Raw genomic sequence first — 23,186 nt, forward strand, 5'->3', positions numbered from 1 at the left:
GCGTAATTAAGCAGCATCCGGCGCAGCTGTTGCGCAAATAGCTGGCGCTGTTGCGCAAGATATTTTTATAATGCTCTGCACTTCACCGACAACTGAGCGAGTGCGCCATGATCGATTCTAAAATTCCTCTGACTGATATTCACCGCCACCTTGATGGCAACATCCGTGCACAAACCATTCTCGATTTAGGTCGCCAGTTTAACCTCGCCCTGCCTGCTTCCACGCTGGAGACGCTGCGTCCGCATGTGCAGGTCGGCCAGAATGAGCCTGACCTGGTGAGCTTCCTGCAGAAGCTCGACTGGGGTGTAAAAGTGCTGGGTGATCTGGATGCCTGCCGCCGGATCGCGCAGGAGAATGTCGAAGATGCCGCCCGCGCGGGCATTCACTATGCTGAACTGCGTTTTTCCCCTGGTTATATGGCGATGACCCACAACCTGCCGATTGCCGGTGTGGTTGAAGCGGTAATTGAGGGCGTGCGCGCAGGCCGTCAGCAGCACGATATCGACGTGCGTCTGATCGGTATCATGAGTCGTACCTTTGGCGAAGATGCCTGCCTCAGCGAACTGGAAGCTTTGCTTGCCCATCGCGATCACATCACCGCGGTCGATCTGGCGGGTGATGAGCTGGGCTTCCCGGGCAGCGAGTTCCTGAGCCACTTTACCCAGGCGCGCGATGCCGGTTTCCGCGTGACCGTCCATGCGGGCGAAGCGGCCGGACCCGAGAGCATCTGGCAGGCGATTCGGGAGCTGGGTGCAGAACGTATCGGTCACGGCGTGAAAGCGATTGAAGATCGCGCGCTGATGGATTTCCTGGCGGAGCACCGTATTGGTATTGAATCCTGCCTGACCTCCAACATCCAGACCAGCACCGTGCCATCACTGGCGCAGCATCCGCTGAAGACCTTCCTGGAGCATGGCATTCTGGCGACGATCAACACGGATGATCCGGCGGTTCAGGGCATTGAACTGGCGCATGAGTATCATCACGCCGCTCCGGCTGCCGGTCTGAGCGCGGCGCAGATCCGTCAGGCGCAGGAAAATGGTCTGACGATTGCGTTCCTTAGCGAAGCAGAGAAAGCGGCTCTTCGCGCACGGGTGCAGTAATCCTGAAGCGTAGCGACAAAAAACGGGCCGGATATCCGGCCCGTTTTTATAGTGAGGAGCTCAAGGGACAGGTGGCTTTAAGACCGAGCTTGCACAGGGAACAGGGTCAGATCGGAAAGACGCAAAAGCCGCCATCCATGGCACGCTCGGCCCACGCCATCCGTGGCGTGGGACGCTTTCCTCTTCTGACCCTGTTCCCTGCACGTTAAGTTAGTTAGTTGCGGCCAGAATCGTTCTGAGTGGGTTGTGGCAGCAGAGTGACGGGCCGGATATCCGGCCCGTTTCGCTTTTTTACTTATTGCGTTTTAAGCACCGACCGATTAAACGCGCTTTAGCGACATCGTCTGGCGTTTCTCGGCGGATTGCAGACCTAACTCGATCAGCTCCATCACATGAATCGCCTCTTCCGCTGTCACCGGATTGTTACCACGTCCGGCAATCGCATCGCGGATGCCCGCATAGTAAGCGGGATAGTTGCCTGGCTGGGTCAGTTGGGTCGTTTCGGTCAGGGAATCTCCGTCAACCAGCGTCAGAGTGCCATCACGCATGTCATAGCCCCAGTCTTCCTGCGGCGGGAAATCACCTGACTTCAGGCGATCTTCCTGCGGATCAAGACCATATTTGACGTAACTGCCGCGCGTGCCGTGGACGGTATAACGGGCAGATTCTGCCGCGACCAGCATGCTGGCGTGCAGCACAACACGGCGCTGCGGATAAGTCAGCGTCGCGTGGAAGTAGTCGGTGGTCTGCGCGCCCGGACGCATCTCGGCCAGATCAACCGTGATAGCGACCGGCGGGCCAAACAGCTGCAGCGCCTGGTCCAGCAGATGCGGCCCCAGGTCATACCAGATTCCGCTGCCTGCGCCTTTCATTTCACGCCAGCGATTACGCACTTCCAGACGGAAGCGGTCAAAGTGCGATTCAAAGTAGCGCACTTCACCCAGCGTACCGGCCTCAATCAGCGATTTCAGCGTCAGGAAGTCACTGTCCCAGCGGCGGTTGTGGAACACCGACAGCAGCAGCCCTTTGGCTTTCGCCAGCGCATCCAGTTCACGTGCCTGTGACAACGTCACGGTGAACGGCTTATCGACTACCACATGTTTACCGGCGTTCAGCGCTGCTTTTGCCAGCGGGAAGTGCGTGTCGTTGGGGGTAGGAATAACGATCAGTTGCAGCGTCGGGTCGTCCAGCAGCGCCTGAGGGTCGGCCACTACCTTAACGGCGGGCCAGTCGGCGTGGACTTTGCTGGCGTCGCTACTGGAAATGGCTGCCAGCTCGACGTCCGGCGTCCCCGCAATCAGCGGAGCATGAAACGTTTTACTGGCAAAACCGTAGCCGATCAGACCAACACGTAATTTATCGCTCATTTGGATTCCTCTCAGAGCCTGATTGACCAGGCTCTTAGTTGATAACCTGATTGATTTAAGACTATTAACCAAATGACGACAAGCCGGAATTCCCCGAAAAAACTAAGAGATAGCACTTCGCGCCAGCGGCCAGGCGGTCTGAGCGGCCAGGCTGTCGTGCGCATCCTGATTACGGCGGCGGAAGTCGCTGGGACTGACGCCGACCCGCTTGCGGAACACCCGCGAGAAGTAGAGCTGATCGTCATAGCCCACTTCACGTCCTACCGAGGCGATCGGCTCCTGGGTGGTCTGCAGCAGCAGTTTCGCGCGGATTACGCGCTGATCTTCACGCCAGCGCAGCAGGTTCACGCCCATCTGCTCGCGGAACAGGTGCGCCAGCCGCGACGGCGACAGACAGACGTGGCGCGCCACCTCTTCAATCTTAACCTCACTGGCGAGATGGTTGGTGACGTACTGGCAGGCTTCAATCACGCGTGGATCGCGAATTAACTGATGGCTGCGTGGATCTTCTTCAACGGCGCGCAGCAGCAGCCGTTCCAGCAGGTTCATCGCCAGCTCTTCTGCAAAGCGACGGCCCGAATTGTGGGTCTGTTCGATACTGGCAAACAGGCGATCAAATTCGCCGCGCAGCGATTCAGGCAGCAGCAGTCGTCCCACGCCCTCCTGCTCATCCTGCCAGCGTAGCCAGTCGTGCCAGTAGGCGCGCGGACGGAAATAGACCCAGCGGTGAAACCACTGCGGGCTGTCCGGCGCGCGACCATAATAGTGAGCCGTTTTCGGCTGAAACAGCAGCATTTCGCCAGGTTCGCAGTCAAATGCCCGCTCGCCGTCAAATACCCGCCCTTTACCTTTGATAGTGAGATTCAGAATGTAACCTTTCATGCCGTGCGGGCGATCGATAAAGAAATCGAGCGGACCATCGGCGGTGATCGGCGTCAGCCCCGCCACCAGCCAGGCATTGAATGAATAGCCCGGCAACAAGGGGTTTTGCTGCTCGGCCGGTAATTCGCGGTGATACATAGCGTCCTCACTCAGTCTGTTATTGTTCGGATAGCCCGCAGAGGCTTCTGCCTCTGCGGACCAACGGCTCGCTCAATCAGGCTTTTTTCTGTTTGTAACGGTCAAAAATCACCGCAGCTAACAGTATCAGACCGCGTACCACATACTGTGAGAATGGCGAGATATTCAATAAATTCATCGCATTCTCTACCGTGCCGAGGATCAGCACCCCTGCCACCACATAGGAGATTTTACCGATGCCGCCCTTCAGCGAAACGCCACCCAGCACGCAGGCAGAAATCACCACCAGCTCATAGCCGATGGAGGTCATTGGCTGGCCGCTGGTCATACGTGACGCCAGAATGATGCCCGCCGCCGCTGAAACCAGACCGGAGAGGATAAAGATGATGATGCGGGTGCGCACCACCGGCACACCGGCCAGACGTGCGGCTTCTTCATTGCCGCCAATTGCCAGGGTGTTACGGCCAAAGGTGGTTTTGTTGAGCAGGAAGCCGAAGATCAGCATGGTGGCCAGAGTCAGCCAGATGGGAGCGGGCACGCCAAGCCAGTTGGCAAAGCCCAGTTCGAAGAAACGCTCATCTTCGATACCGACCGCTTTACCGTCAGAGAAGATATAGGCCAGGCCGCGGACAATCTGCATGGTCGCCAGCGTGGTGATCAGCGCATTGATCTTGAGGCGGGCAATCACAAAGCCGTTGATAAAGCCGGTGATCATACCGAGTACCAGACCGGCACCCACGCCAATCCACAGGCTTTCGGTCATGTTAATCACCACGGCGGTAACCACACCCGCACAGGCGATGACGGAAGCGACCGACAGGTCAAAATCACCGGAGGCCAGACAGAACAGCATGCCGCAGGCGACCATGCCGGACATCGACATTGCCAGCCCTAAGCCTTTCATATTGATAAACGAGCCGAAGTTCGGCACAAAGATCGCACAGACAATAAACAGCAGTGCAAATACCACCAGCATGCCGAAGTTGTCCCAGATGCGACCTAACTGCAGGCCGCCGCGTGAAGCGGGCTGCGGCGTATTTGAGGTCGTGGATGAAGCCATGATGATCTCCTGTCAGGCCACGGCGGCCGCTTGAGTGGTTTTGGGCATCGCCAGGCTCAGCGTCTGCTGCTCCGTGGCGTCGTCGTGTAGCAGTTCACCGGCAATGGCACCTTCGCGCATCACCACGATGCGATCGGCCAGGCCCATCACTTCCGGTAAATCGCTGGAGGCGAACAGCACCGCAATGCCCCGGTTCGCCAGCTGATAAATCAGGTTATAGATTTCATGTTTGGCACCGACATCGATACCGCGCGTTGGCTCATCCAGCAGGATCACCTTCATATCCTCTGACAGCCAGCGTCCCAGAATCGCCTTCTGCTGGTTGCCGCCGGAAAGGTTCATGATCAGCTGATCGGCGCTGGGCGTTTTGATGTTTAGCGAGCGGATATGGCTGTCGGCATTTTTATTTTCCCAGCCGTTTTTAATCAGGCAGCCCGCAGTAAGGTTATGACGACGGGCGCTGATGTTGATGTTGTCGCGCACCGAATGCACCGGAATAATGCCCTCGGCTTTGCGATCTTCCGGGCAGAGCATGATGCCCGCACGGATGGCATCGATCGGCTCCCGCAGCGGCAGCGGTTTGCCGTCCAGAATCACCTGACCGCCGCGCAGACGCGTGCCGCCAAACAGCCCTTTCAGCAGTTCACTGCGACCGGCACCGACCAGGCCAAACAGGCCGACGATTTCACCGGCATGGACTTTCAGCGAAATCGGCGTCCGCACGCCCTTCGCTTCGACCTTGTCCAGCTCCAGCCGCACCGCGCCTTTGGCACGCGGTGAATAGCCATAGATATCACCAAGGTTTCGTCCCACCATCGCCTGCACCAGATCGTCGTGATGGGTGTTAGCCATATCGGTAAACGTCCGCACGTAGCGGCCATCTTTAAAGACGGTGATGGCATCGCTGAGGGCGAAGATCTCCTCCATGCGGTGTGAAACGTAGAGCACCACCCGGCCCTCCTCACGGAGCTGACGGATGACGCGGAACAGGTTGTCGATTTCACGCGCCGACAGGGAGCTGGTTGGCTCATCAAAGGCGATAATACGCGCGTTACGCGCCAGCGCTTTGGCAATCTCCACCATCTGCCACTGCCCCAGCGACAGATATTTCAGCGGCATATCGGGATCGATATCCATGCCGAGATTTTTCAGTTGCAGGCCCGCCTCAAAACGCATCAGCTTACGGTTGACCAGCCCATGTTTGTGCGGGATCTGACCGAGATAGATGTTCTCTGCCACGCTCATTTCCGGCACCAGATGCAGTTCCTGGTAAATAATGGCGACGCCCGCGTCCAGCGCATCGGTGGTGCGCTGAAAGCTCATCGGCTGGCCTTTAATACGAATCTCACCGCCGCTCGGCTGATAACTGCCGCTGAGTATTTTTAACAGCGTCGATTTGCCTGCGCCGTTCTCGCCCATCAGAGCATGGACTTCACCGCCACGGCAGTCGAAGGAGATATCCTGCAACGCTTTGACGCCAGGGAAGGTTTTACTGATGCCATGAAACGACAGAAATGCTGAATCAGTGTTCATGTTTTTCCTCACTCTTTCGCGCCACCGGCCGGTTATGGCGGGCGGCGCGAAATTGGCTATTAAGGATGCCAGGCGACAAACTGCCTGGCAGGCTCAGGGTTACATCAGTCCTTTTTTCGCCAGTTCAGTTTTGAAGTTGTCACGGGTGATCAGCACCACATCGGTAACTTCGGTGAATTTCGGTGGCTCTTCACCTTTGCTGACCCAGTTGTAGAGCATCTGGCTGCTTTTGTAGCCGTGGATATCCGGGCTTGGCAGCAGAGATCCGTAGAAGCCGGTCGCCTTCTCTTTCGACAGTTCACTGATGGCATCCACGCCGTTGATGCCGATACCGATGACGTCAGCCGCTTTAAAGCCCTGACCTTCGGTCGCGCGCACGCCGCCCAGCACAGTGTTGTCGTTCATGCCGACAATCAGCCAGTGTTTGACTTCAGGATGCTGAACCAGCAGAGAGTTACCGGCGTCGAACGCGCCAGGGATGTCGTTAGATTTGGTCGGGACCTGGTAGATCTGCGCTGCCGGGAAGCCAGCGGCTTTGATGGCGTCCATGGAGCCGCCGGTACGACGACGAGCGGTGTCGAGTTCGTTGGCGGTAATCGCCATCACGCCGGTGGTTTTCACATCCCAGCCGCGTTTCTGCATCTCTTTATAGAGTTCCTGACCCTGACGCTCACCAATTTTGGTCGCGGCCATCATCACCAGCGGCACGGTATCCATTGGTTTGCCTTTGGCGGTGACGAACTGGTCATCGACCGCGATGACTTTCAGACCGTAGCCACGCGCTTTTGCCATGATGGCAGAGCCGAGTTTCGGATCGGGCGTACAGATAACAAAACCTTTCGCGCCGTTAGCCGCCAGGCTGTCGATGGCATTCAGGGTTTTTTCACCATCCGGCACGGCAATTTTAATGACATCAAAGCCAAGATCTTTGCCCGCTTTGTCGGCGAATTTCCATTCAGTCTGGAACCAGGGTTCCTCTGGTTGCTTGACTAAGAATCCCAGCTTCATGGTCTCGGCGATAGCGGATTGTGACATAACCGCTGCCAGGCCGATGACCGCGAACGCTTTAGTGAATTTATGCATGATGCTCTCCGGTACCAGGTTATTTTTCGCTGCTAATAACGAATCGGTGTAAACGCTACCAGTTTGTTTTGTTTTGTGGGTACAGCCATAAATCAGTGCGTTAGGCTGGCATGTGCTGACAGACTGTCCAGACGCTGGGCTAGTTTTAGCGGTATTAGCGAAGAAAAATGTAGAGCGGTATCACATCTTAAAATCACGACAAAATGATCCATATATTCAGCAAATTTAACCGGACCTTAACTTTTGCAATGGATCACAAAATCACTGCCGATGACAGAAAAGTGCATATTGTCAGCCAGCGATGACTAACTGATTTGGCGCGCCGAACCCAGGATACAGGAGTTAACTAACTACAGGAGATTCCGATGCGTGCTGGAGCCATCACCCTTGGGCTGGACTTTGGTAGTGATTCGGTGCGTGCGCTGGCCGTGGATTGTCATAGCGGCAAAGAGCTGCAGAGTGCGGTGTTCAGCTATCCGCGCTGGCAACAGGGCTTATACAGCGATCCGCACACTAACCGTTTTCGTCACCATCCACAGGATTACATCGACGCCATGGAGCAGGCGCTGCTCGGCGTGCTGAATGCACTGAGTGAAGATCAGCGCAACGCCGTGGTCGGCATTGGTGTTGACAGCACCGGTTCGACCCCTGCCCCTATTGACCGCGACGGCAACGTGCTGGCGCTGCGTCCGGAGTTCGCCGACAACCCCAACGCGATGTTTGTGTTGTGGAAAGATCACACCGCTATAGAAGAAGCGGAAGAGATCAATCAGCTGTGCCACAGCGGCCGCTTCCAGGATTACAGCCGCTATATTGGCGGGATTTACTCCTCGGAGTGGTTCTGGGCGAAGATTCTGCACGTGTCGCGTGAAGATGCGGCCGTGCGTGACGCCGCTGTCTCCTGGGTCGAGCTGTGCGACTGGGTGCCAGCCCTGTTAAGCGGCACCACCGCACCTGACAAATTGCGTCGGGGCCGCTGTGCGGCCGGGCACAAGGCGCTGTGGCACGGCGACTGGAATGGCCTGCCCGATGTCGATTTTCTCAATGCGCTGGACCCGCTGTTAACGCAACAGCTCGACTCTCCCCTGTTTACCGATACCTGGACCGCTGATCTGCCTGTCGGCACGCTTAGCCCTGAATGGGCGCAGCGTCTTGGCCTGACGCAAACCGTGACGCTCTCGGGTGGCGCATTTGACTGTCATATGGGCGCGGTCGGTGGCGGTGCCAAACCCTATACGCTGGTGAAAGTGATCGGCACCTCGACCTGCGACATCCTGATTGCGGATAGTGAAAAGGTCGGCGATCGCGACATCAAAGGCATCTGTGGTCAGGTCGATGGCAGCGTAATGCCAGGCGCTATCGGGCTGGAGGCGGGTCAGTCTGCCTTTGGTGATATCTATGCCTGGTTCAGCCGTTTACTGGGCTGGCCGCTGCAGCTGGCGGCGCAGCAGCATCCGGAGCTGAAGCCTCAGCTGGCTGAGATGCAAAAGAGTCTGATTAAAGATCTGACCGAGGCCTGGGCCGCAAACCCGCAGCTCGACCATCTGCCGGTGGTGCTGGACTGGTTTAACGGTCGCCGCACGCCAAATGCCAATCAGCGGCTGAAAGGGGTGATTACCGACCTCAATCTGGGCACCGATGCCCCCGCCCTGTTTGGTGGTCTGGTCGCCGCCACCGCATTTGGCGCACGCGCAATTATGGAGTGCTTCGAACAGCAGCAGATCCCGGTCGAGAGCATTCTGACCCTGGGCGGCATCGCGCGGAAATCCCCGGCAATTATGCAGGCCTGCTGCGATGTGATGAATCGCCCACTGGATATCGTCGCCTCTGACGAGTGCTGTGCGCTGGGTGCGGCCATTTTCGCCGCCGTCGCCGCCGGTGTGCACGCCAGCGTTCCCGACGCCCAGCAGGTGATGGCCAGCCCGATTGCCGTGACGCTGCAGCCCGATCCGGCGCGCGTCGCCCGCTATCAACAACTTTATCAACGCTATCAACAATGGTGCGTGGCGGCTGAACCGCAATACGCCGCACGCCCCGCTTCCGCTAAGAGCCTATCTCAGCAGGCGTAATGTTGCAGGCAGTCTGGACACGGACAGCGCGGAACAATCCGTAGTACACGGAGTACGTGAGGATTACTCGCTACGCTCGCCCTTTCAGGGCCGCCCTGACGGGCGTTCAGGTTGCTAAAGCAGCCTGTGTGAGCACTGCCCAGGTTCAGACTGACAAATAAAATAGCCTATTGAGGTAGGCTCAAAGTAAAGGAGTGGTTTTATGGAACAGTCAAACAGCTACAGCGTGTGGTTTGTCATCGGCACGCAGCACCTCTACGGGGCGGAGACGTTACGCCAGGTTGAACAGAATGCACGTCAGGTGGTAGAGGGTTTAAATCAGGCCGGTTTACCGCTGCGTCTGGAGCTGAAACCGCTGGTTAAGTCACCGGATGAAGCGCTGGCTCTGTGTCGCGATGCCAATTATGACAAGCAGTGCGTCGGTATCATTACCTGGCTGCACACCTTTTCCCCGGCCAAAATGTGGATCGGTGGCCTGAGCGTGCTGAATAAGCCGCTGCTGCAATTCCATACCCAGTTCAATGCGGAGATTCCGTGGGACAGCATGGACATGGACTTTATGAACCTGAACCAGACCGCACACGGCGGCCGCGAGTTCGGTTTCATCGGCGCCCGTATGGGCCTGCAGCACAGCGTGGTGACCGGTCACTGGCAGGATAGCGCCAGCCAGCAGCGCCTCGGCAACTGGATGCGTGCAGCACTGACCAAACAGGCCAGTCAGCAGCTGAAAGTCGCGCGTTTCGGCGACAACATGCGTGAAGTGGCCGTGACCGAAGGCGATAAAGTCGCCGCGCAGATTCAGTTCGGTTATTCGGTGAATGGCTGGGGCGTCGGCGATCTGGTTGAGGTGATCAATGGCGTCAGCGATGGCGACGTGAATGCGCTGGTCGATGAATATGAAAGCCTGTATCGCTTTACCGATGTTACCGCTTCCGGCGGCGAAAAGCGTCAGAACGTGCTGGATGCCGCGCGCATTGAGCTGGGTCTGAAACGTTTCCTGGAAGCAGAAGGCTGCCACGCTTTCACCACCAACTTCCAGACGCTGCACGGCATGACGCAGTTGCCAGGTCTGGCGGTTCAGCGTCTGATGGGTCAGGGTTATGGCTTCGCAGGTGAAGGTGACTGGAAGACCGCTGCGCTGCTGCGTATTTTCAAAGTGCTGGCTGGCGATCGCAAAGGTGGCACCTCCTTTATGGAGGATTACACCTATCACTTCTCACCCGGTAACGATCTGGTCCTCGGCTCGCATATGCTGGAGGTCTGCCCGTCGATTGCCATTGAAGAGAAGCCATTGATCGATGTGCAGTTCCTGGGCATTGGTGATAAAGCCGATCCGGCGCGCATGATTTTCTCAACGCCAGCGGGTCGCGCGATTAACGCCAGCGTAATTGATATGGGTGATCGTTTCCGTCTGCTGGTTAACGTGGTGGATGCTATCGAACAGCCGAAACCGCTGCCGAAGTTGCCGGTTGCGCGCGCACTGTGGAAAGCCCAGCCGTCACTGGCAACGGCCTCCGAAGCGTGGATTCTGGGCGGCGGCGCGCACCATACGGTGTTCAGCCAGGCGCTGACGCTGGATGATATGTATCTGTACGGTGAGATGAACGATATCGAAGTGCTGGTGATTGATGAGCACACGCGTTTACCTGCGTTTAAAGACGCACTGCGCTGGAACGAAGCGTATTACCGTTTGAAACGTTAATAACTAAAGGGCGCTGTTCAATTTTTTAATTAACAGCGCTCTTAAGTAAGTTAATGAAACGGCCGACGCAGGATTATGCGGCATCGGTTTTTGATAAATACTGTGCTATTCAGTCGGGAATGACGGGCGTTCCGTAATTTTGATAGTTCAGCGCATGTTTTTAAAGCCATGATCAAGCCCAACCGGGAAGGAAAGGTATGCCTGAAAAGCAAAGCGTCCGTGCCAGGGAAGGCGCGGCCGATCCGCATGGATGCGGGAATCCTTTGCGATCTGGCATACCTTTCCTGACCTCTCTCATCAGCCAACAGCAATTTCTATTAATCCACCATCAATAGAAATATCCACTGTCCTGCTTCTTAAAGCGATGCATCAGCCCAACCGGGAAGGAATGGTATGACTGAAAAGCAAAGCGTCCGTGCCAGGGATGGCGCGGCCGATCCGCATGGATGCGGGAATCCTTTGCGATCAGGCATACCTTTCCTGACCTTTCTCATCAGCCAACAGCAATTTGTATTAATCCACCATCAATAGAAATATCCACTGTCCTGCTTCTTAAAGCGATGCATCAGCCCAACCGGGAAGGAAAGGTATGCCTGAAAAGCAAAGCGTCCGCGCCAGGGATGGCGCGGCCGATCCGCATGGATGCGGGAATCCTTTGCGATCAGGCATACCTTTCCTGACCCTGCACCTAAATCCAATAGCGATTGTTTTTCCTGTCATACAAAAGAGAACCTAAGTCTTTGCTATAACTTAACCCTTTCATGAACTTGCACTTTCCCCCACCAGCCTGTATTGCTTGTAGCCTGACAAAACAAAGGTCGCCAGCGCCATGCACATTGCCGAGCTAAACCAACATCCCGGCTTCGCCGGACAAACCGCACAACTGTTGCACACTGAATGGTCACACCTTCCTGCATGGTCTCACCCGCCTGCAATCCTTGAGCGTTTAAAACAGCGCAATCAGAAACCTTCGGCAGAATTTACTCTTATTGCCACACCGGATGGCGAAACGGTGGTCGCGACCTGTAGCGTCATTCGCTATGAACTGGATGACATTCCGGCACGAGAATTCTGGATTGGTGAGGTGGTGACGGACAAGGTATTCCGGGGTCAGGGCGTGGCAAAAGCGTTAATACAGCAGGCGATTGCGCGAGCCAGACAACAGCAGATGGGTGAACTGTGGCTCTATACACCCGATCAACAGGCGTACTATCAGCGTTCAGGATGGCAGGCGGTGGAACAGCGGCAAATAGCGGGTGAAGAGGTCACGGTAATGGTGCTGCGCCTTGCGCAGTAAAAGGCGGCTCCTGCGAGCCGCCATTGACCGGAGTACTGAAGAACTCAGGAAGGTAATCGCTTAACGGGCGCGTTCTGCTGACGATCCCAGATGACCGTCAGTAACCGCTGCAGGGCGATAAACGCAAACAGCAGAATTCCGATGGCGATCTTGGTCCACCAGGAACTCAGCGTACCGTCGAAGTTAATCCAGGTCTGAATCAGCCCCTGAATCAACACACCGAACAGCGTGCCCAAAACTGTACCGACACCACCCGACAGCAGCGTGCCGCCAATCACCACTGACGCGATCGCATCCAGCTCCACACCCAGCCCTGCCAGCGCATAACCTGCCGAGGTATAAATCGAGAACACGATCCCGGCCAGCGTCGCCAGCGTGGTGGAAAGCATATAAATCTTAATGGTGGTCGCGCGGGTCGAAACACCCATCAGCTGGGCGGATGTCATATTGCCACCGATGGCGTAAACCCGGTTACCAAAGCGCGTGCGGTGCGCCAGAATAATCCCGCCAGACACCACTACCAGCATAATCACCGCCAGCAGGCTGAGACGCCCACCGCCCGGCACTTTCCACGCCAGACTGGAAAGCATGCTGTAGAACGGATGATCGATAGGAATTGAGTTCTCCGACACCAGATAACTGCATCCGCGCAGGAAAAACATCCCCGCCAGCGTAATGATAAATGCCGGAATCTTCAGTGCATCGATCAGCCAGCCCATCATGGCGCCGAACAGCGCGCCCAGCGACAGAATCAGCGCAAAGGCCAGCAAGGGATCGATATGAAAATCACCGATCGCCCGGGCAAGAAACACGCCGGTAAAGGCGATCACTGCACCCACAGACAGATCGATACCGCCCGATAAAATCACGAAGGTCATGCCGACGGCGATAATCCCAAGGAAAGCATTATCGGTCAGAATATTGCAGATTACCCGGGTGGAGGCAAAGCCCGGAAACTGACTCAGACAAAACAGGTAACCCGCCACAAACACCAGCAAGGTGATCATCAGCGGAAGATGACGTTTAATCATGTCGGGCGTCTCCGTTTCAACATCGCAATAAACCGTGGTGACTGCAGCAACAGCACGCACATCACCACCACCGCTTTCACCACCTGATTCAGCTCAGGCGGGAAGCCGGAGAGCAAAATCCCGGTATTCATCGACTGAATAATCAGCGCGCCGATCAGCGACAACACCAGATTAAAGCGGCCACCCATCAGCGACGCACCGCCAATCACCACGGCGAGAATCGCATCCAGCTCCAGCCATAATCCGGCGTTATTAGCATCCGCACCGCGAATATCCGCCGCGACGATCAGCCCCGCAACAGCGGCACAAACGCCACTTATGGCGTAGGTTGACATTACCACCAGCCAGCCTGTCACCCCCGCGTTACGGGCCGCGCGCAGGTTAATCCCCACAGCTTCGATAAACAGACCCAGCGCGGTTTTGCGCGTCAGCAGCCAGACCGCCAGCGCTACCACCAGCGTGATCCAGACCGGGACCGGCAACATCCACAGCGAGCCGTTACCAAACCAGCCAAGACTGTCACTGTCGAACGTCACAATCTGCCCCTGCGTAATCAGCTGAGCGATTCCGCGCCCGGCGACCATCAGAATCAGCGTGGCAACAAATGGCTGAATACGCAGCAGCGCCACCAGCACGCCATTCCATACGCCACAGGCTAAACCGGTTCCCAGCGTGCAGAGAATAATAAACGGCACACCGTGTCCGGCTACGGTCAATGTCGCAGCCGTCGCGCCTGCTATCGCCATCACCGCACCCACGGAAAGATCGATGCCGCCGGTGGCGATCACCAGCGTCATCCCGATCGCCAGCAGGGCAACCGGTGCCGCACGGTTAAGAATATCGATCGGACTGCCGAACAGACGCCCATCCTGCAGATGCACGGCAAAAAAGTTATTGGCCACCAGACTGTCAATCAACAGCACCAACAGCAGCGCGGCGATTTGCGGCATCCCTGGCGGGAGTTTCAGCTTACGACGTGGCGTTTTTTCAGATGTCATAGGGGACTCAAGCATGTTTTACCCCTCCGTCCGCGATAGCATTGACGATCGACGCTACCGAAAGCTGCTCCAGCGGAATTTCTGCCACCTGCTTCAGATCGCGCATAATCAACACCCGATCGGCATAACCGACCAGCTCTTCGAGTTCAGAGGAGATCACCAGCAGCGCCAGACCGTCGGCGCACAGGGATTCAATTAAACGGATAATCTCGGCGTGCGCGCCCACATCAATGCCGCGCGTCGGTTCGTCGAGGATTAAAAACTGCGGTTTGGTCACCAGCCAGCGCGACAGCAGCACCTTCTGCTGGTTGCCGCCCGATAACAGCTCCACAGGCTGCTCTGCATGCGGCGTACGAATACCCAGACTCTTGATAAAACGATCGGCAATCGCCTGCTGCTCGCGCTTCTTAATCGGCCGTAGCCAGCCGCGCTGCGCCTGCAACGCCAGAATAATATTTTCACGCACCGAGGCCGCGCCGATAATCCCGTCTGTCTTACGGTCTTCCGGGCAAAAACCCATGCCCAGCTGCGAGGCTTTCGCCGGATTAGTAATGCGCTGCACCTTGCCTTTGATCTTTGCTGTTCCTCGGTCGGCACGACGAATACCAAACAACACCTCGGCGGTTTCGGTGCGGCCCGAACCCAGCAGCCCCGCCAGTCCCACTACTTCGCCTGGACGAACTTCCAGATTAAAGGGTTCAATGGTGCCTTTCCTGCCGTAATCTTCAAACGACACCACCGGCTGATTGCTGCGCAGCGTGCTGCCCTGCCGCTGCAGCGCCGTCTCCAGCAGTTCGCGACCCAGCATCAGCTTAATCAGCTCAATCTGCGGCAGCGTGGCGGTATCGCGGGTGGCGATAAATTGCCCGTTACGCAGCACGGTAATCCGGTCAGTAATGCGGTACACCTGGTCGAGAAAGTGCGTCACAAAAATCAGGCTCATCCCTTTGGCTTTTAACTGCGCCATCAGGGTAAACAGCATCTCAACCTCGCTGGCATCCAGACTGGCTGTCGGCTCATCCAGGATCAAAACCTGGGCGGAAAGATCGACCGCGCGGCAGATGGCGATAATCTGCTGCATCGCCACCGAGTAGTGGCCCAGCGGACGTGTCACATCAAGGGAAAAACCATAGTTCCGCATCAGCGCATCGGCCTCCCGCACCATCCGGCGACGGTCAATCATGCCAAAGCGGCGTGGTTCGCGGCCAATATAGAGGTTATCTGCCACCGACATGTTCGGCAGCATATTTACTTCCTGATAAACGGTGCCGATGCCCATCTCCTGCGCCTGCGCCGTATTATGCGGCGTAATCGGCTCACCATTCAGGGTGATAGTCCCTGCATCACGGCTGTAAACACCGGTCAGCACTTTAATCAGGGTGGATTTGCCGGCACCGTTCTCCCCCAGCAGCGCCATGATCTCCCCTTTACGGATATCAAAGGAAACATTATTCAGCGCTTTGACGCCGGGAAAACCTTTGCTGACGCCGCTGATGGATAACAGCGGTGTTTCATTTTGCGTGGTCATTCTGCTCACTCCGCCTCACGTCATGAAAAACCGCCCCGTAGGGCGGTCTGCGGCTGGTCTGCGGCTGATCGGTGAATCAGTAACCCATGCCTTTTTTGGTATCCAGCTCCTTCTGCGCGTCGGCAGGCAGGAACAGCTTAGATTCGGTCTTGATCACTTTTGGCGGCAGCGTGCCATCTTTCTTGAATTTTTCCAGCGCATCAAACGCCGGGCCAGCCATGTTTGGCGTCAGCTCCACGTTGGCGTTAGCCTCACCCGCCAGCATCGCTTTATAGATATCCGGTACACCATCAATCGAGCCGGTCAGAATATCTTTGCCCGGTTTCAGGCCAGCTTCTTTAATCGCCTGAATGGCACCGATCGCCATATCATCGTTATGCGCGTAAACCATGCAGATGTTTTTGCCGTTGTTCTCCGCCTTGATAAAGCTCTCCATCACCTCTTTACCCTTACTGCGGGTAAAGTCACCCGACTGCGAGCGGATCACTTTAATGTTTGGATGGTTGCTGATCGCTTCAGCAAAGCCTTTCTTACGATCGATTGCCACGCTGGCACCCACCGTGCCCTGCAGTTCCACCACGTTACACTGCTTGTCACCCACGGTCTTCACCAGCCAGTCGCCAATCAGCTTGCCTTCCAGCACGTTGTCAGCCGTCACCACCGCCTGATAGAGCGATTTGTCTTTTACCACAATGGCGCGGTCCAGCAGGTAAACCGGGATTTTGGCATCTTTGGCTTCTTCCAGTACCGGCTCCCAGCCGGTCTGCACCACCGGTGCGATGAAGATGGCATCAACGCCCTGAGCAATGAACGAACGTACCGCCTTGATCTGATTCTCTTGTTTCTGCTGTCCGTCGGCGATTTTCAGGGTGATTCCGCGTTTTTTGGCTTCGCTTTTCGCTACGTTGGTTTCCGCCGAACGCCAGCCAGATTCCGAACCTACCTGCGAGAAGCCGACCGTCATATCTGCAGCGAGTACCGGGCCGGTTAACGCGGCGCTGACCAGCGTGGTCAGAAGTAAACGTTTCCACATAGTTTTTAATCCTCTGAAAGGCGTTTGCTGTTTAGGGTAGAGAGCCTGCTTAGACTGGACTAAAAAAGCGTGCATAATGGCGACACACTTCACAAAACAGAGCAATTTAAAGGGGTTACGTGTAGTCACACGGTTTGGCTGACAGGGGAGTTATGGATAAAACGGCTGAGTAGAAAAAATCTGCTCGTTAAATAATTGTAATAAACAGAATCGCTTATGCTTACTGCCACTGGAAACGATTACAGCCAGGCGTACAAAACGGGTTATCCGGCCTGCGATGAACAAAAAATGGGATTTGTGATAGTCCGCACAGTAGATCGCTGGCCTGAGTCAGGGGCGAAACGTTTCTCTGGCACTAAGTTCAGAATGGTTAATTTTTTTGGGCTAAAAGGGTGAGAAAGAAGCCACTAATGCATTGTCAGCGCTGAATAAGAAAAAAAATAATATTTAACCTCTGCTTTTAAACGCTTTATGCCGGCTCTGTCCGTAATAAGTTAGTGAGGTGTTTAAGATATAGACGCTGAGTTGCTGGCTCAGACAATAGTAAAAAAGCCAGATATGGAGTTTTAGTGACTAATAAGGTGCTTTTATCTGATTTTCGCCTTTTTTAAGCCGCATGATCTGGACAGCATAAGCTTGCCCCCTATACTGAGCACTCCTTTGTTACTTCTATCTGTTATGGCAATGATGACTGCGCACGATTACCTGCTTAAATTCCGCAAAGTAAATAATTCAGACAGTCTGGAAAAGCTTTTCGATCATCTTAATTACTCCCTGACGAATGATCTGGAAATCATCAATATGTACCGGGCTGCCGATCACCGACGTGCTGAACTGGTCTCTGGCGGACGGTTATATGATCTCGGCTGTGTCCCTAAAACGGTGTGGCGCTACGTGGTCTGATTTCCGGCTGATTTATCGCTGTTTATCCCGCTGATCTTGTCCGGATGGGCGTGCCCCTCTGGACATGTTATTCTGCTGCGCTTCGACTCCCCGAGACAGGAATAACCACGATGAATGAACAGGTTGCTGCGCCGCGTATTGGTGGCTGGCTTTTGCTGCCGCTGGCCTGGCTGATAATGACCCTGTTAACCACCGTTCTGGTGCTGGCGATGTATCTGACACCACTGTTTAATCCGGAATGGCGTGTGGCGCTGTTTTCTCACGGCAGCACACTCTTCTCTTACTGGGCTATTTCCCTGCTCACCGCCGTGGCGGTCTGGGCTTATAGTCTCTGGATCAGCTGGCTGTTCTTTAAGCGCTCCCGCCGCCTGCCGCGTCACTACCTGCTCTGGCTGCTGATTACCGTGCTGCTGGCGCTGAAAACCTTTGCCTTTACGCCGGTTACCGATAGCCGTGCCCTCCAGACATTACTGCTGTCGCTGCTGGCCGCTGCGGTGTTTGCGCCCTACTTCAAACGCTCAAAACGGGTAAAAACGACCTTTATCGCGCCATAACGCTGTGAGTTATGTCAGGAATTTAATTCTGAGTGCGGTCTGCCGCTCAGCAGATGGCGCAGGTGTTGAGATACGCCGCGCTATCAATGATAATAAGCCGCTTTCTGGCTCCCAGGCGAAAAAATGACCGATTATCTGCTTCTCTTTGTTGGCACCGTGCTGGTGAATAACTTCGTATTAGTGAAGTTTCTCGGCCTGTGTCCTTTTATGGGCGTTTCCAAAAAACTGGAAACGGCGATTGGCATGGGCCTCGCCACGACATTCGTCATTACCCTGGCCTCGATCTGCGCCTGGCTGGTCAATCATCTGATCCTGCTGCCGCTGGATCTGGTCTATCTGCGTACCATGGCCTATATCCTGGTGATCGCCGTCGTGGTGCAGTTCACCGAAATGGTGGTGCGTAAAACCAGCCCGTCGCTCTATCGTCTGCTGGGTATCTTTCTGCCGCTGATCACCACCAACTGTGCGGTGCTGGGCGTACCTCTGCTGAGCGTCAACCTTAACCACACCTTTATGCAGGCCGCGCTGTATGGTTTCAGTGCCTCTATCGGCTTCTCGCTGGTGATGGTGCTGTTCGCCGGTATGCGCGAGCGGCTGGTGCTGGCCAATGTTCCTGCCCCGTTTAAAGGCAACTCCATCGCCCTGATTACCGCGGGCCTGATGGCGCTGGCGTTTATGGGCTTCAGCGGTCTGGTGAAATTCTGATGACCGCGATCTGGATTGCTGTTGCCGTATTAAGTGCGCTGAGCCTGGTGTTCGGCGCGCTGCTGGGTTACGCCTCGCGCCGCTTTGAGGTCGAAGAAGATCCTATCGTTGAGCAGATTGATGCCATTCTGCCGCAGAGCCAGTGCGGTCAGTGTGGCTATCCGGGTTGTCGACCCTATGCGGATGCGGTCGGTAACAATGGTGAAGCGATCAATAAATGCGCGCCAGGTGGTGAGCAGACCATGCTCAAGCTGGCAGCCCTGCTTAACGTTGAACCGCAGCCGATTGATGGCGATGAAACGGCGAAAGAGCCGGTGCGCACCGTGGCGTTTATTGATGAAGCCAACTGCATTGGCTGCACCAAATGTATTCAGGCCTGTCCGGTGGATGCGATTGTCGGGGCAACCCGCGCCATGCACACCGTGCTGAGCGATGTCTGCACCGGCTGCGATCTCTGTGTCGCGCCCTGCCCGACTGACTGTATTGAAATGCGTCCGGTTGCCACCACGCCAGCTAACTGGAAGTGGGATTTAAATACCATTCCTGTACGGGTGATCCCGGTAGAAACTCATGCTTAATCTGTTTAACTTCCTGAAAAAAGAGAAGGTCTGGGATTTTCAGGGTGGTATTCATCCGCCGGAAATGAAAACCCAGTCCAACGGCACGCCGCTCTCCGAACTGCCGTTGCCGCACCGTTTTATTATCCCACTGAAACAGCATATCGGACATGAAGGTGAGATCTGCGTTGCGCCTGGCGACAAAGTGCTGCGCGGTCAGCCTCTGACATTTGGCACTGGCCGCATGCTGCCAGTCCATGCGCCCACCTCCGGCGTGATTGAAGATATCGGTCAGCATATGACCGCGCACCCTTCCGGTCTCTCTGAGCTTTGCATTTTCCTGACGCCAGATGGCGACGACCGCTGGATGCCCCTGGATCCGCTGCCTGACTACCGTCAGCATCCGCGCGCCGACATTGTTCAGCGCATTCACGACGCCGGCATCGCCGGTCTCGGCGGCGCGGGTTTCCCCACCGCCACCAAACTGAAGGGCGGCCTGCGCGGGGTTAAAACCCTGATTATTAACGCGGCGGAGTGTGAACCTTATATCACCGCTGACGATCGTCTGATGCAGGACTACGCTGCCGAAGTCCTGGAAGGCAGCCGTATTCTCGCCTGGGTGTTACAAGCTGAACAGGTGCTGATTGGCATTGAAGATAACAAGCCTGAAGCCATTGCCGCACTGAAGCAGGCGCTGGGTAGCGAGCGTAATCTGCACATCCGGGTCATCCCGACCAAATATCCCTCCGGCGGTGCCAAGCAGTTGACCCGCATCCTGACCGGGAAGGAAGTGCCGCACGGCGGGCGTTCCTCCGATATCGGCGTGCTGATGCAGAACGTCGGCACCGCCTGGGCGGTTAAGCGGGCCATTATCAATGGTGAACCGATCACCGAACGCGTTGTGACGCTGACCGGCGAGGCGATTGCCCAGCCGCGTAACGTCTGGAGTCGTCTCGGCACCCCGATCAGCCATCTGTTACACCAGGTCGGGTTCACGCCTGCACCGCGTCAGATGGTGATCATGGGCGGTCCGCTGATGGGCTTTACTCTGCCATCGCTGGATGTGCCAGTGGTGAAGATCACCAACTGTATTCTGGCTCCATCTGCCAGTGAAATGGGCAACAACGACGAAGAGCAGTCCTGCATTCGCTGTTCAGCCTGTGCCGATGCCTGTCCGGCCAAACTGCTGCCGCAGCAGCTTTACTGGTACAGCCAGGGCGGCGATCACGATAAAGCGCGCGCTCACCATATTGATGACTGCATCGAATGTGGTGCCTGCGCCTATGTCTGCCCGAGCAACATTCCGCTGGTGCAATATTACCGTCAGGAAAAAGCGGAACTGCGCGCCATCGATCTGGAAGCGAAACGCACGCTGGAAGCCAAAGCACGCTTCGAAGCACGCCAGGCGCGACTGGAGCGTGAAAAGCAGGCTCGTGAAGCGCGTCATGAAGAGGCGAAGCAACGCGTTGCCCGCACCGATACCAGCGAACTGGCTGCGGCCAAAGCGCGGGTGAAAGCCCGCCAGACGGCCGAACCGGATGAGGCAACGCTTGAAGCCCAGCGTGAAGCCCGCCATGCGCAGGCGCGTCTGCGTCAGGCCGAGGCGCAGGCTGAAACCCAGCCGGTGACGCGTCAGACCGTCGATCCGCGTAAAGCGGCGGTTGAAGCGGCTATTGCCCGGGCGAAAGCGAAGAAAACAGTGCCGATTGAGGCGGCGGATAACCAGGCTGAGGCCAGTGTCGATCCGCGTAAAGCGGCAGTAGAAGCCGCTATCGCCCGCGCCAAAGCGAAAAAAACCGCACAGGCAGAAAACGCCGAGGCACCGCAGGCCGCAACCGACAGCGCTGCAGAGGCTGCGCCAGCCGCCGCTGAAACCGATCCGCGTAAAGCCGCGGTTCAGGCCGCCATCGCCCGCGCCAAAGCGAAGAAAGCCGCTCAGGCGGAAAACGCCGAGGCACCGAAGGCCGCAACCGACAGCGCTGCAGAGGCTGCGCCGGACGCCGCCGCTGAGACCGATCCGCGTAAAGCCGCGGTTCAGGCCGCCATCGCCCGCGCCAAAGCGAAGAAAGCCGCACAGGCTGAAGGCGCCGAGGCACCGCAGGCCGCAACCGACAAAACTGCAGAAGCCGCGACAGACGCCGCCGCTGAGACCGATCCGCGTAAAGCCGCGGTTCAGGCCGCTATCGCCCGCGCCAAAGCGAAGAAAGCCGCACAGGCTGAAAACGCCGAGGCACAGGCCGCAGGCGACAGCGCTGCAGAGGCTGCGCCAGATGCCGCCGCTGAGACCGATCCGCGTAAAGCCGCGGTTCAGGCCGCTATCGCCCGTGCCAAAGCGAAGAAAGCCGCACAGGCGGAAAGTGAGGCGGATGCCGCTTCACGTGATGCCGCAGCACTGGCCACCGCCGCGCATTTTGCGGTGGATAAAGCGGAGCAGGCCCAGGAGCAGGCAAACAACGCCAATGCAGAACCTGAACAGGCACCTGAACTGAATCAACCCGATGATGCGCGCAAGGCCGCTATTGCTGCCGCCATCGCCCGTGCCAAAGCGCGTAAAGCGCAGTCGTCTACGACGCTTGAGGATTAAATGGCTTTTCGTATCGCAAGTTCTCCTTACACCCATAATCGCCGCAGCACCGGCAATATCATGCTGCTGGTGGTGCTGGCCGCGGTGCCAGGTTTTGCTGCACAGTGTTATTTCTTTGGCTACGGCACCTTTTTACAGGTCTTACTGGCGACGCTGACCGCCTGGCTGACAGAGGCAGCGATTCTGCGACTGCGCAAAGCGCCCGTTGCCAGCACGCTGGCAGATAACTCGGCGCTGCTGACCGCCGTCCTGATCGGTATCAGCCTGCCGCCGCTGGCGCCGTGGTGGCTGGTGGTGATCGGTACCCTGTTTGCTGTCGTCATTGCGAAGCAGCTCTATGGCGGACTGGGCCAGAATCCGTTTAACCCGGCGATGGTCGGCTATGTGGTCCTGCTCATCTCCTTCCCGGTGCAGATGACCAGCTGGTTGCCGCCCGATACGCTTCAGGCGATCAAACCCGGGCTGATGGACAGCCTGAGCATGGTGTTCCGGGGCCACACGCTGGCGGGTGAAACCATGCAGCAGCTACAGATGGGTGTTGATGGCATCAGCCAGGCGACGCCGCTTGATACGTTTAAAACTGGTTTACGCGCGGGTCACAGTGCTGAACATCTGCTGGCGCAGCCGATTTACAGCGGCGTGCTGGCGGGCCTCGGCTGGCAGTGGGTTAACGTGGGTTATCTGGCCGGCGGCCTGTTCCTGTTGTGGAAAAATGCTATCCGCTGGCATGTCCCTGCCGCCATGCTGCTGTCACTGGCCTTCTGCGCGACGCTGGGCTGGTTCTTCTCACCAGAATCGCTGAACAGCCCGCTGATTCATCTTTTCTCCGGTGCCACCATGCTGGGTGCGTTCTTCATTGCCACCGATCCGGTGACCGCTTCAACCACCAACCGTGGCCGCCTGGTGTATGGCGCGCTGATTGGACTACTGGTCTGGCTGATCCGCAGTTTTGGCGGTTATCCCGATGGCGTAGCGTTTGCTGTGCTGCTGGCGAACATCTGTGTGCCGCTCATCGATTACTACACCCAGCCGCGCGTTTACGGCCATCAGAAGGATTAA

General features: G+C 56.7%; 19 protein-coding genes. 10 read left to right on the forward strand and 9 right to left on the reverse strand.

All coding sequences use genetic code 11. From position 1 onward, the window contains the following. Positions 1-107 precede the first annotated feature (107 nt). Positions 108-1,103: an adenosine deaminase gene (gene add / locus ACX8ZY_RS10705; protein ID WP_045140385.1), complete on the forward strand. Its 996-nt coding sequence runs from the start codon at positions 108-110 to the stop codon at positions 1,101-1,103. A 320-nt stretch (positions 1,104-1,423) separates the two neighbouring features. Here the strand turns inward: add and ACX8ZY_RS10710 are convergent, their stop codons facing one another. The 5 genes from ACX8ZY_RS10710 to ACX8ZY_RS10730 form a co-directional block, all read right to left on the reverse strand. Next, positions 1,424-2,470, reverse strand: a complete 1,047-nt coding sequence (locus ACX8ZY_RS10710) for an oxidoreductase (protein WP_010670085.1) — start codon at positions 2,468-2,470, stop codon at positions 1,424-1,426. 102 nt (positions 2,471-2,572) lie between these two features. After that, the gene (araC, locus tag ACX8ZY_RS10715; RefSeq protein ID WP_003853440.1) at positions 2,573-3,490 is read right to left on the reverse strand and encodes an arabinose operon transcriptional regulator AraC; all 918 of its coding nucleotides are present in this window, start codon (positions 3,488-3,490) and stop codon (positions 2,573-2,575) included. Positions 3,491-3,566: 76 nt separating this feature from the next. After that, positions 3,567-4,550, reverse strand: a complete 984-nt coding sequence (gene araH, locus ACX8ZY_RS10720; protein WP_010245363.1) for an L-arabinose ABC transporter permease AraH — start codon at positions 4,548-4,550, stop codon at positions 3,567-3,569. Positions 4,551-4,562: 12 nt separating this feature from the next. Then, positions 4,563-6,083: an L-arabinose ABC transporter ATP-binding protein AraG gene (gene araG / locus ACX8ZY_RS10725; protein WP_010245364.1), complete on the reverse strand. Its 1,521-nt coding sequence runs from the start codon at positions 6,081-6,083 to the stop codon at positions 4,563-4,565. 99 nt (positions 6,084-6,182) lie between these two features. Next, positions 6,183-7,166 carry an arabinose ABC transporter substrate-binding protein gene (locus ACX8ZY_RS10730; protein WP_010670084.1) on the reverse strand — a complete coding sequence of 328 codons (984 nt, stop codon included), beginning with the start codon at positions 7,164-7,166 and terminating at the stop codon, positions 6,183-6,185. A 365-nt stretch (positions 7,167-7,531) separates the two neighbouring features. Between ACX8ZY_RS10730 and ACX8ZY_RS10735 the strand changes: the two genes are divergently transcribed. The 3 genes from ACX8ZY_RS10735 (at position 7,532) to ACX8ZY_RS10745 (ending at position 12,234) form a co-directional block, all read left to right on the forward strand. Then, positions 7,532-9,235: a ribulokinase gene (locus tag ACX8ZY_RS10735; protein ID WP_061703991.1), complete on the forward strand. Its 1,704-nt coding sequence runs from the start codon at positions 7,532-7,534 to the stop codon at positions 9,233-9,235. 202 nt (positions 9,236-9,437) lie between these two features. Continuing rightward, positions 9,438-10,937 (forward strand): L-arabinose isomerase, encoded by a 1,500-nt coding sequence (gene araA / locus ACX8ZY_RS10740; protein ID WP_421664953.1) that lies wholly within the window; start codon positions 9,438-9,440, stop codon positions 10,935-10,937. 829 nt (positions 10,938-11,766) lie between these two features. Continuing rightward, positions 11,767-12,234 (forward strand): GNAT family N-acetyltransferase, encoded by a 468-nt coding sequence (locus tag ACX8ZY_RS10745; protein WP_033757543.1) that lies wholly within the window; start codon positions 11,767-11,769, stop codon positions 12,232-12,234. Positions 12,235-12,278: 44 nt separating this feature from the next. On the opposite strand, the gene yjfF is transcribed toward ACX8ZY_RS10745, so the two are convergent. From yjfF to ytfQ, 4 genes are all read right to left on the reverse strand, one after another. Beyond that, positions 12,279-13,265 (reverse strand): galactofuranose ABC transporter, permease protein YjfF, encoded by a 987-nt coding sequence (gene yjfF / locus ACX8ZY_RS10750; RefSeq protein WP_010245373.1) that lies wholly within the window; start codon positions 13,263-13,265, stop codon positions 12,279-12,281. Next, complete coding sequence (gene ytfT / locus ACX8ZY_RS10755; protein WP_010245375.1) at positions 13,262-14,278, reverse strand: galactofuranose ABC transporter, ATP-binding protein YtfT; 1,017 nt, start codon at positions 14,276-14,278, stop codon at positions 13,262-13,264. Before ytfT ends, yjfF begins: the two co-directional genes overlap by 4 nt. Continuing rightward, positions 14,271-15,791, reverse strand: a complete 1,521-nt coding sequence (locus ACX8ZY_RS10760) for a sugar ABC transporter ATP-binding protein (protein WP_010245377.1) — start codon at positions 15,789-15,791, stop codon at positions 14,271-14,273. The genes ytfT and ACX8ZY_RS10760 overlap by 8 nt, the downstream gene beginning before the upstream one ends. A 76-nt stretch (positions 15,792-15,867) precedes the next feature. Continuing rightward, positions 15,868-16,824 (reverse strand): galactofuranose ABC transporter, galactofuranose-binding protein YtfQ, encoded by a 957-nt coding sequence (gene ytfQ / locus ACX8ZY_RS10765; protein ID WP_010245380.1) that lies wholly within the window; start codon positions 16,822-16,824, stop codon positions 15,868-15,870. Positions 16,825-17,511: 687 nt separating this feature from the next. Here ytfQ and ydgT point away from each other — a divergent pair. The 6 genes from ydgT (at position 17,512) to rsxD (ending at position 23,186) form a co-directional block, all read left to right on the forward strand. Further along, positions 17,512-17,727, forward strand: a complete 216-nt coding sequence (gene ydgT / locus ACX8ZY_RS10770; protein ID WP_003853427.1) for a transcription modulator YdgT — start codon at positions 17,512-17,514, stop codon at positions 17,725-17,727. Positions 17,728-17,837: 110 nt separating this feature from the next. Next, the gene (locus ACX8ZY_RS10775) at positions 17,838-18,281 is read left to right on the forward strand and encodes a DUF2569 domain-containing protein (protein WP_010245382.1); all 444 of its coding nucleotides are present in this window, start codon (positions 17,838-17,840) and stop codon (positions 18,279-18,281) included. 123 nt (positions 18,282-18,404) lie between these two features. Further along, positions 18,405-18,986 carry an electron transport complex subunit RsxA gene (gene rsxA / locus ACX8ZY_RS10780; RefSeq protein ID WP_003853423.1) on the forward strand — a complete coding sequence of 194 codons (582 nt, stop codon included), beginning with the start codon at positions 18,405-18,407 and terminating at the stop codon, positions 18,984-18,986. Next, the gene (rsxB, locus tag ACX8ZY_RS10785) at positions 18,986-19,564 is read left to right on the forward strand and encodes an electron transport complex subunit RsxB (protein ID WP_010245386.1); all 579 of its coding nucleotides are present in this window, start codon (positions 18,986-18,988) and stop codon (positions 19,562-19,564) included. The genes rsxA and rsxB overlap by 1 nt, the downstream gene beginning before the upstream one ends. Continuing rightward, a complete protein-coding gene (gene rsxC, locus ACX8ZY_RS10790; protein WP_421664954.1) occupies positions 19,557-22,127 on the forward strand; it encodes an electron transport complex subunit RsxC in 2,571 nt (856 codons plus the stop codon). Before rsxB ends, rsxC begins: the two co-directional genes overlap by 8 nt. Beyond that, positions 22,128-23,186: an electron transport complex subunit RsxD gene (rsxD, locus tag ACX8ZY_RS10795; protein ID WP_010245395.1), complete on the forward strand. Its 1,059-nt coding sequence runs from the start codon at positions 22,128-22,130 to the stop codon at positions 23,184-23,186.

The sequence above is a fragment of the Pantoea sp. XAF26B01_ASV70 genome (assembly GCF_054512635.1).

Bases quoted from the DNA above. Each gene is read 5' to 3' on its own strand.
- add (WP_045140385.1), top strand. From the start codon at position 108: ATGATCGATTCTAAAATTCCTCTGACTGATATTCACCGCCACCTTGAT.
- ACX8ZY_RS10710 (WP_010670085.1), bottom strand. From the start codon at position 2,470: ATGAGCGATAAATTACGTGTTGGTCTGATCGGCTACGGTTTTGCCAGT.
- araC (WP_003853440.1), bottom strand. From the start codon at position 3,490: ATGTATCACCGCGAATTACCGGCCGAGCAGCAAAACCCCTTGTTGCCG.
- araH (WP_010245363.1), bottom strand. From the start codon at position 4,550: ATGGCTTCATCCACGACCTCAAATACGCCGCAGCCCGCTTCACGCGGC.
- araG (WP_010245364.1), bottom strand. From the start codon at position 6,083: ATGAACACTGATTCAGCATTTCTGTCGTTTCATGGCATCAGTAAAACC.
- ACX8ZY_RS10730 (WP_010670084.1), bottom strand. From the start codon at position 7,166: ATGCATAAATTCACTAAAGCGTTCGCGGTCATCGGCCTGGCAGCGGTT.
- ACX8ZY_RS10735 (WP_061703991.1), top strand. From the start codon at position 7,532: ATGCGTGCTGGAGCCATCACCCTTGGGCTGGACTTTGGTAGTGATTCG.
- araA (WP_421664953.1), top strand. From the start codon at position 9,438: ATGGAACAGTCAAACAGCTACAGCGTGTGGTTTGTCATCGGCACGCAG.
- ACX8ZY_RS10745 (WP_033757543.1), top strand. From the start codon at position 11,767: ATGCACATTGCCGAGCTAAACCAACATCCCGGCTTCGCCGGACAAACC.
- yjfF (WP_010245373.1), bottom strand. From the start codon at position 13,265: ATGATTAAACGTCATCTTCCGCTGATGATCACCTTGCTGGTGTTTGTG.
- ytfT (WP_010245375.1), bottom strand. From the start codon at position 14,278: ATGCTTGAGTCCCCTATGACATCTGAAAAAACGCCACGTCGTAAGCTG.
- ACX8ZY_RS10760 (WP_010245377.1), bottom strand. From the start codon at position 15,791: ATGACCACGCAAAATGAAACACCGCTGTTATCCATCAGCGGCGTCAGC.
- ytfQ (WP_010245380.1), bottom strand. From the start codon at position 16,824: ATGTGGAAACGTTTACTTCTGACCACGCTGGTCAGCGCCGCGTTAACC.
- ydgT (WP_003853427.1), top strand. From the start codon at position 17,512: ATGACTGCGCACGATTACCTGCTTAAATTCCGCAAAGTAAATAATTCA.
- ACX8ZY_RS10775 (WP_010245382.1), top strand. From the start codon at position 17,838: ATGAATGAACAGGTTGCTGCGCCGCGTATTGGTGGCTGGCTTTTGCTG.
- rsxA (WP_003853423.1), top strand. From the start codon at position 18,405: ATGACCGATTATCTGCTTCTCTTTGTTGGCACCGTGCTGGTGAATAAC.
- rsxB (WP_010245386.1), top strand. From the start codon at position 18,986: ATGACCGCGATCTGGATTGCTGTTGCCGTATTAAGTGCGCTGAGCCTG.
- rsxC (WP_421664954.1), top strand. From the start codon at position 19,557: ATGCTTAATCTGTTTAACTTCCTGAAAAAAGAGAAGGTCTGGGATTTT.
- rsxD (WP_010245395.1), top strand. From the start codon at position 22,128: ATGGCTTTTCGTATCGCAAGTTCTCCTTACACCCATAATCGCCGCAGC.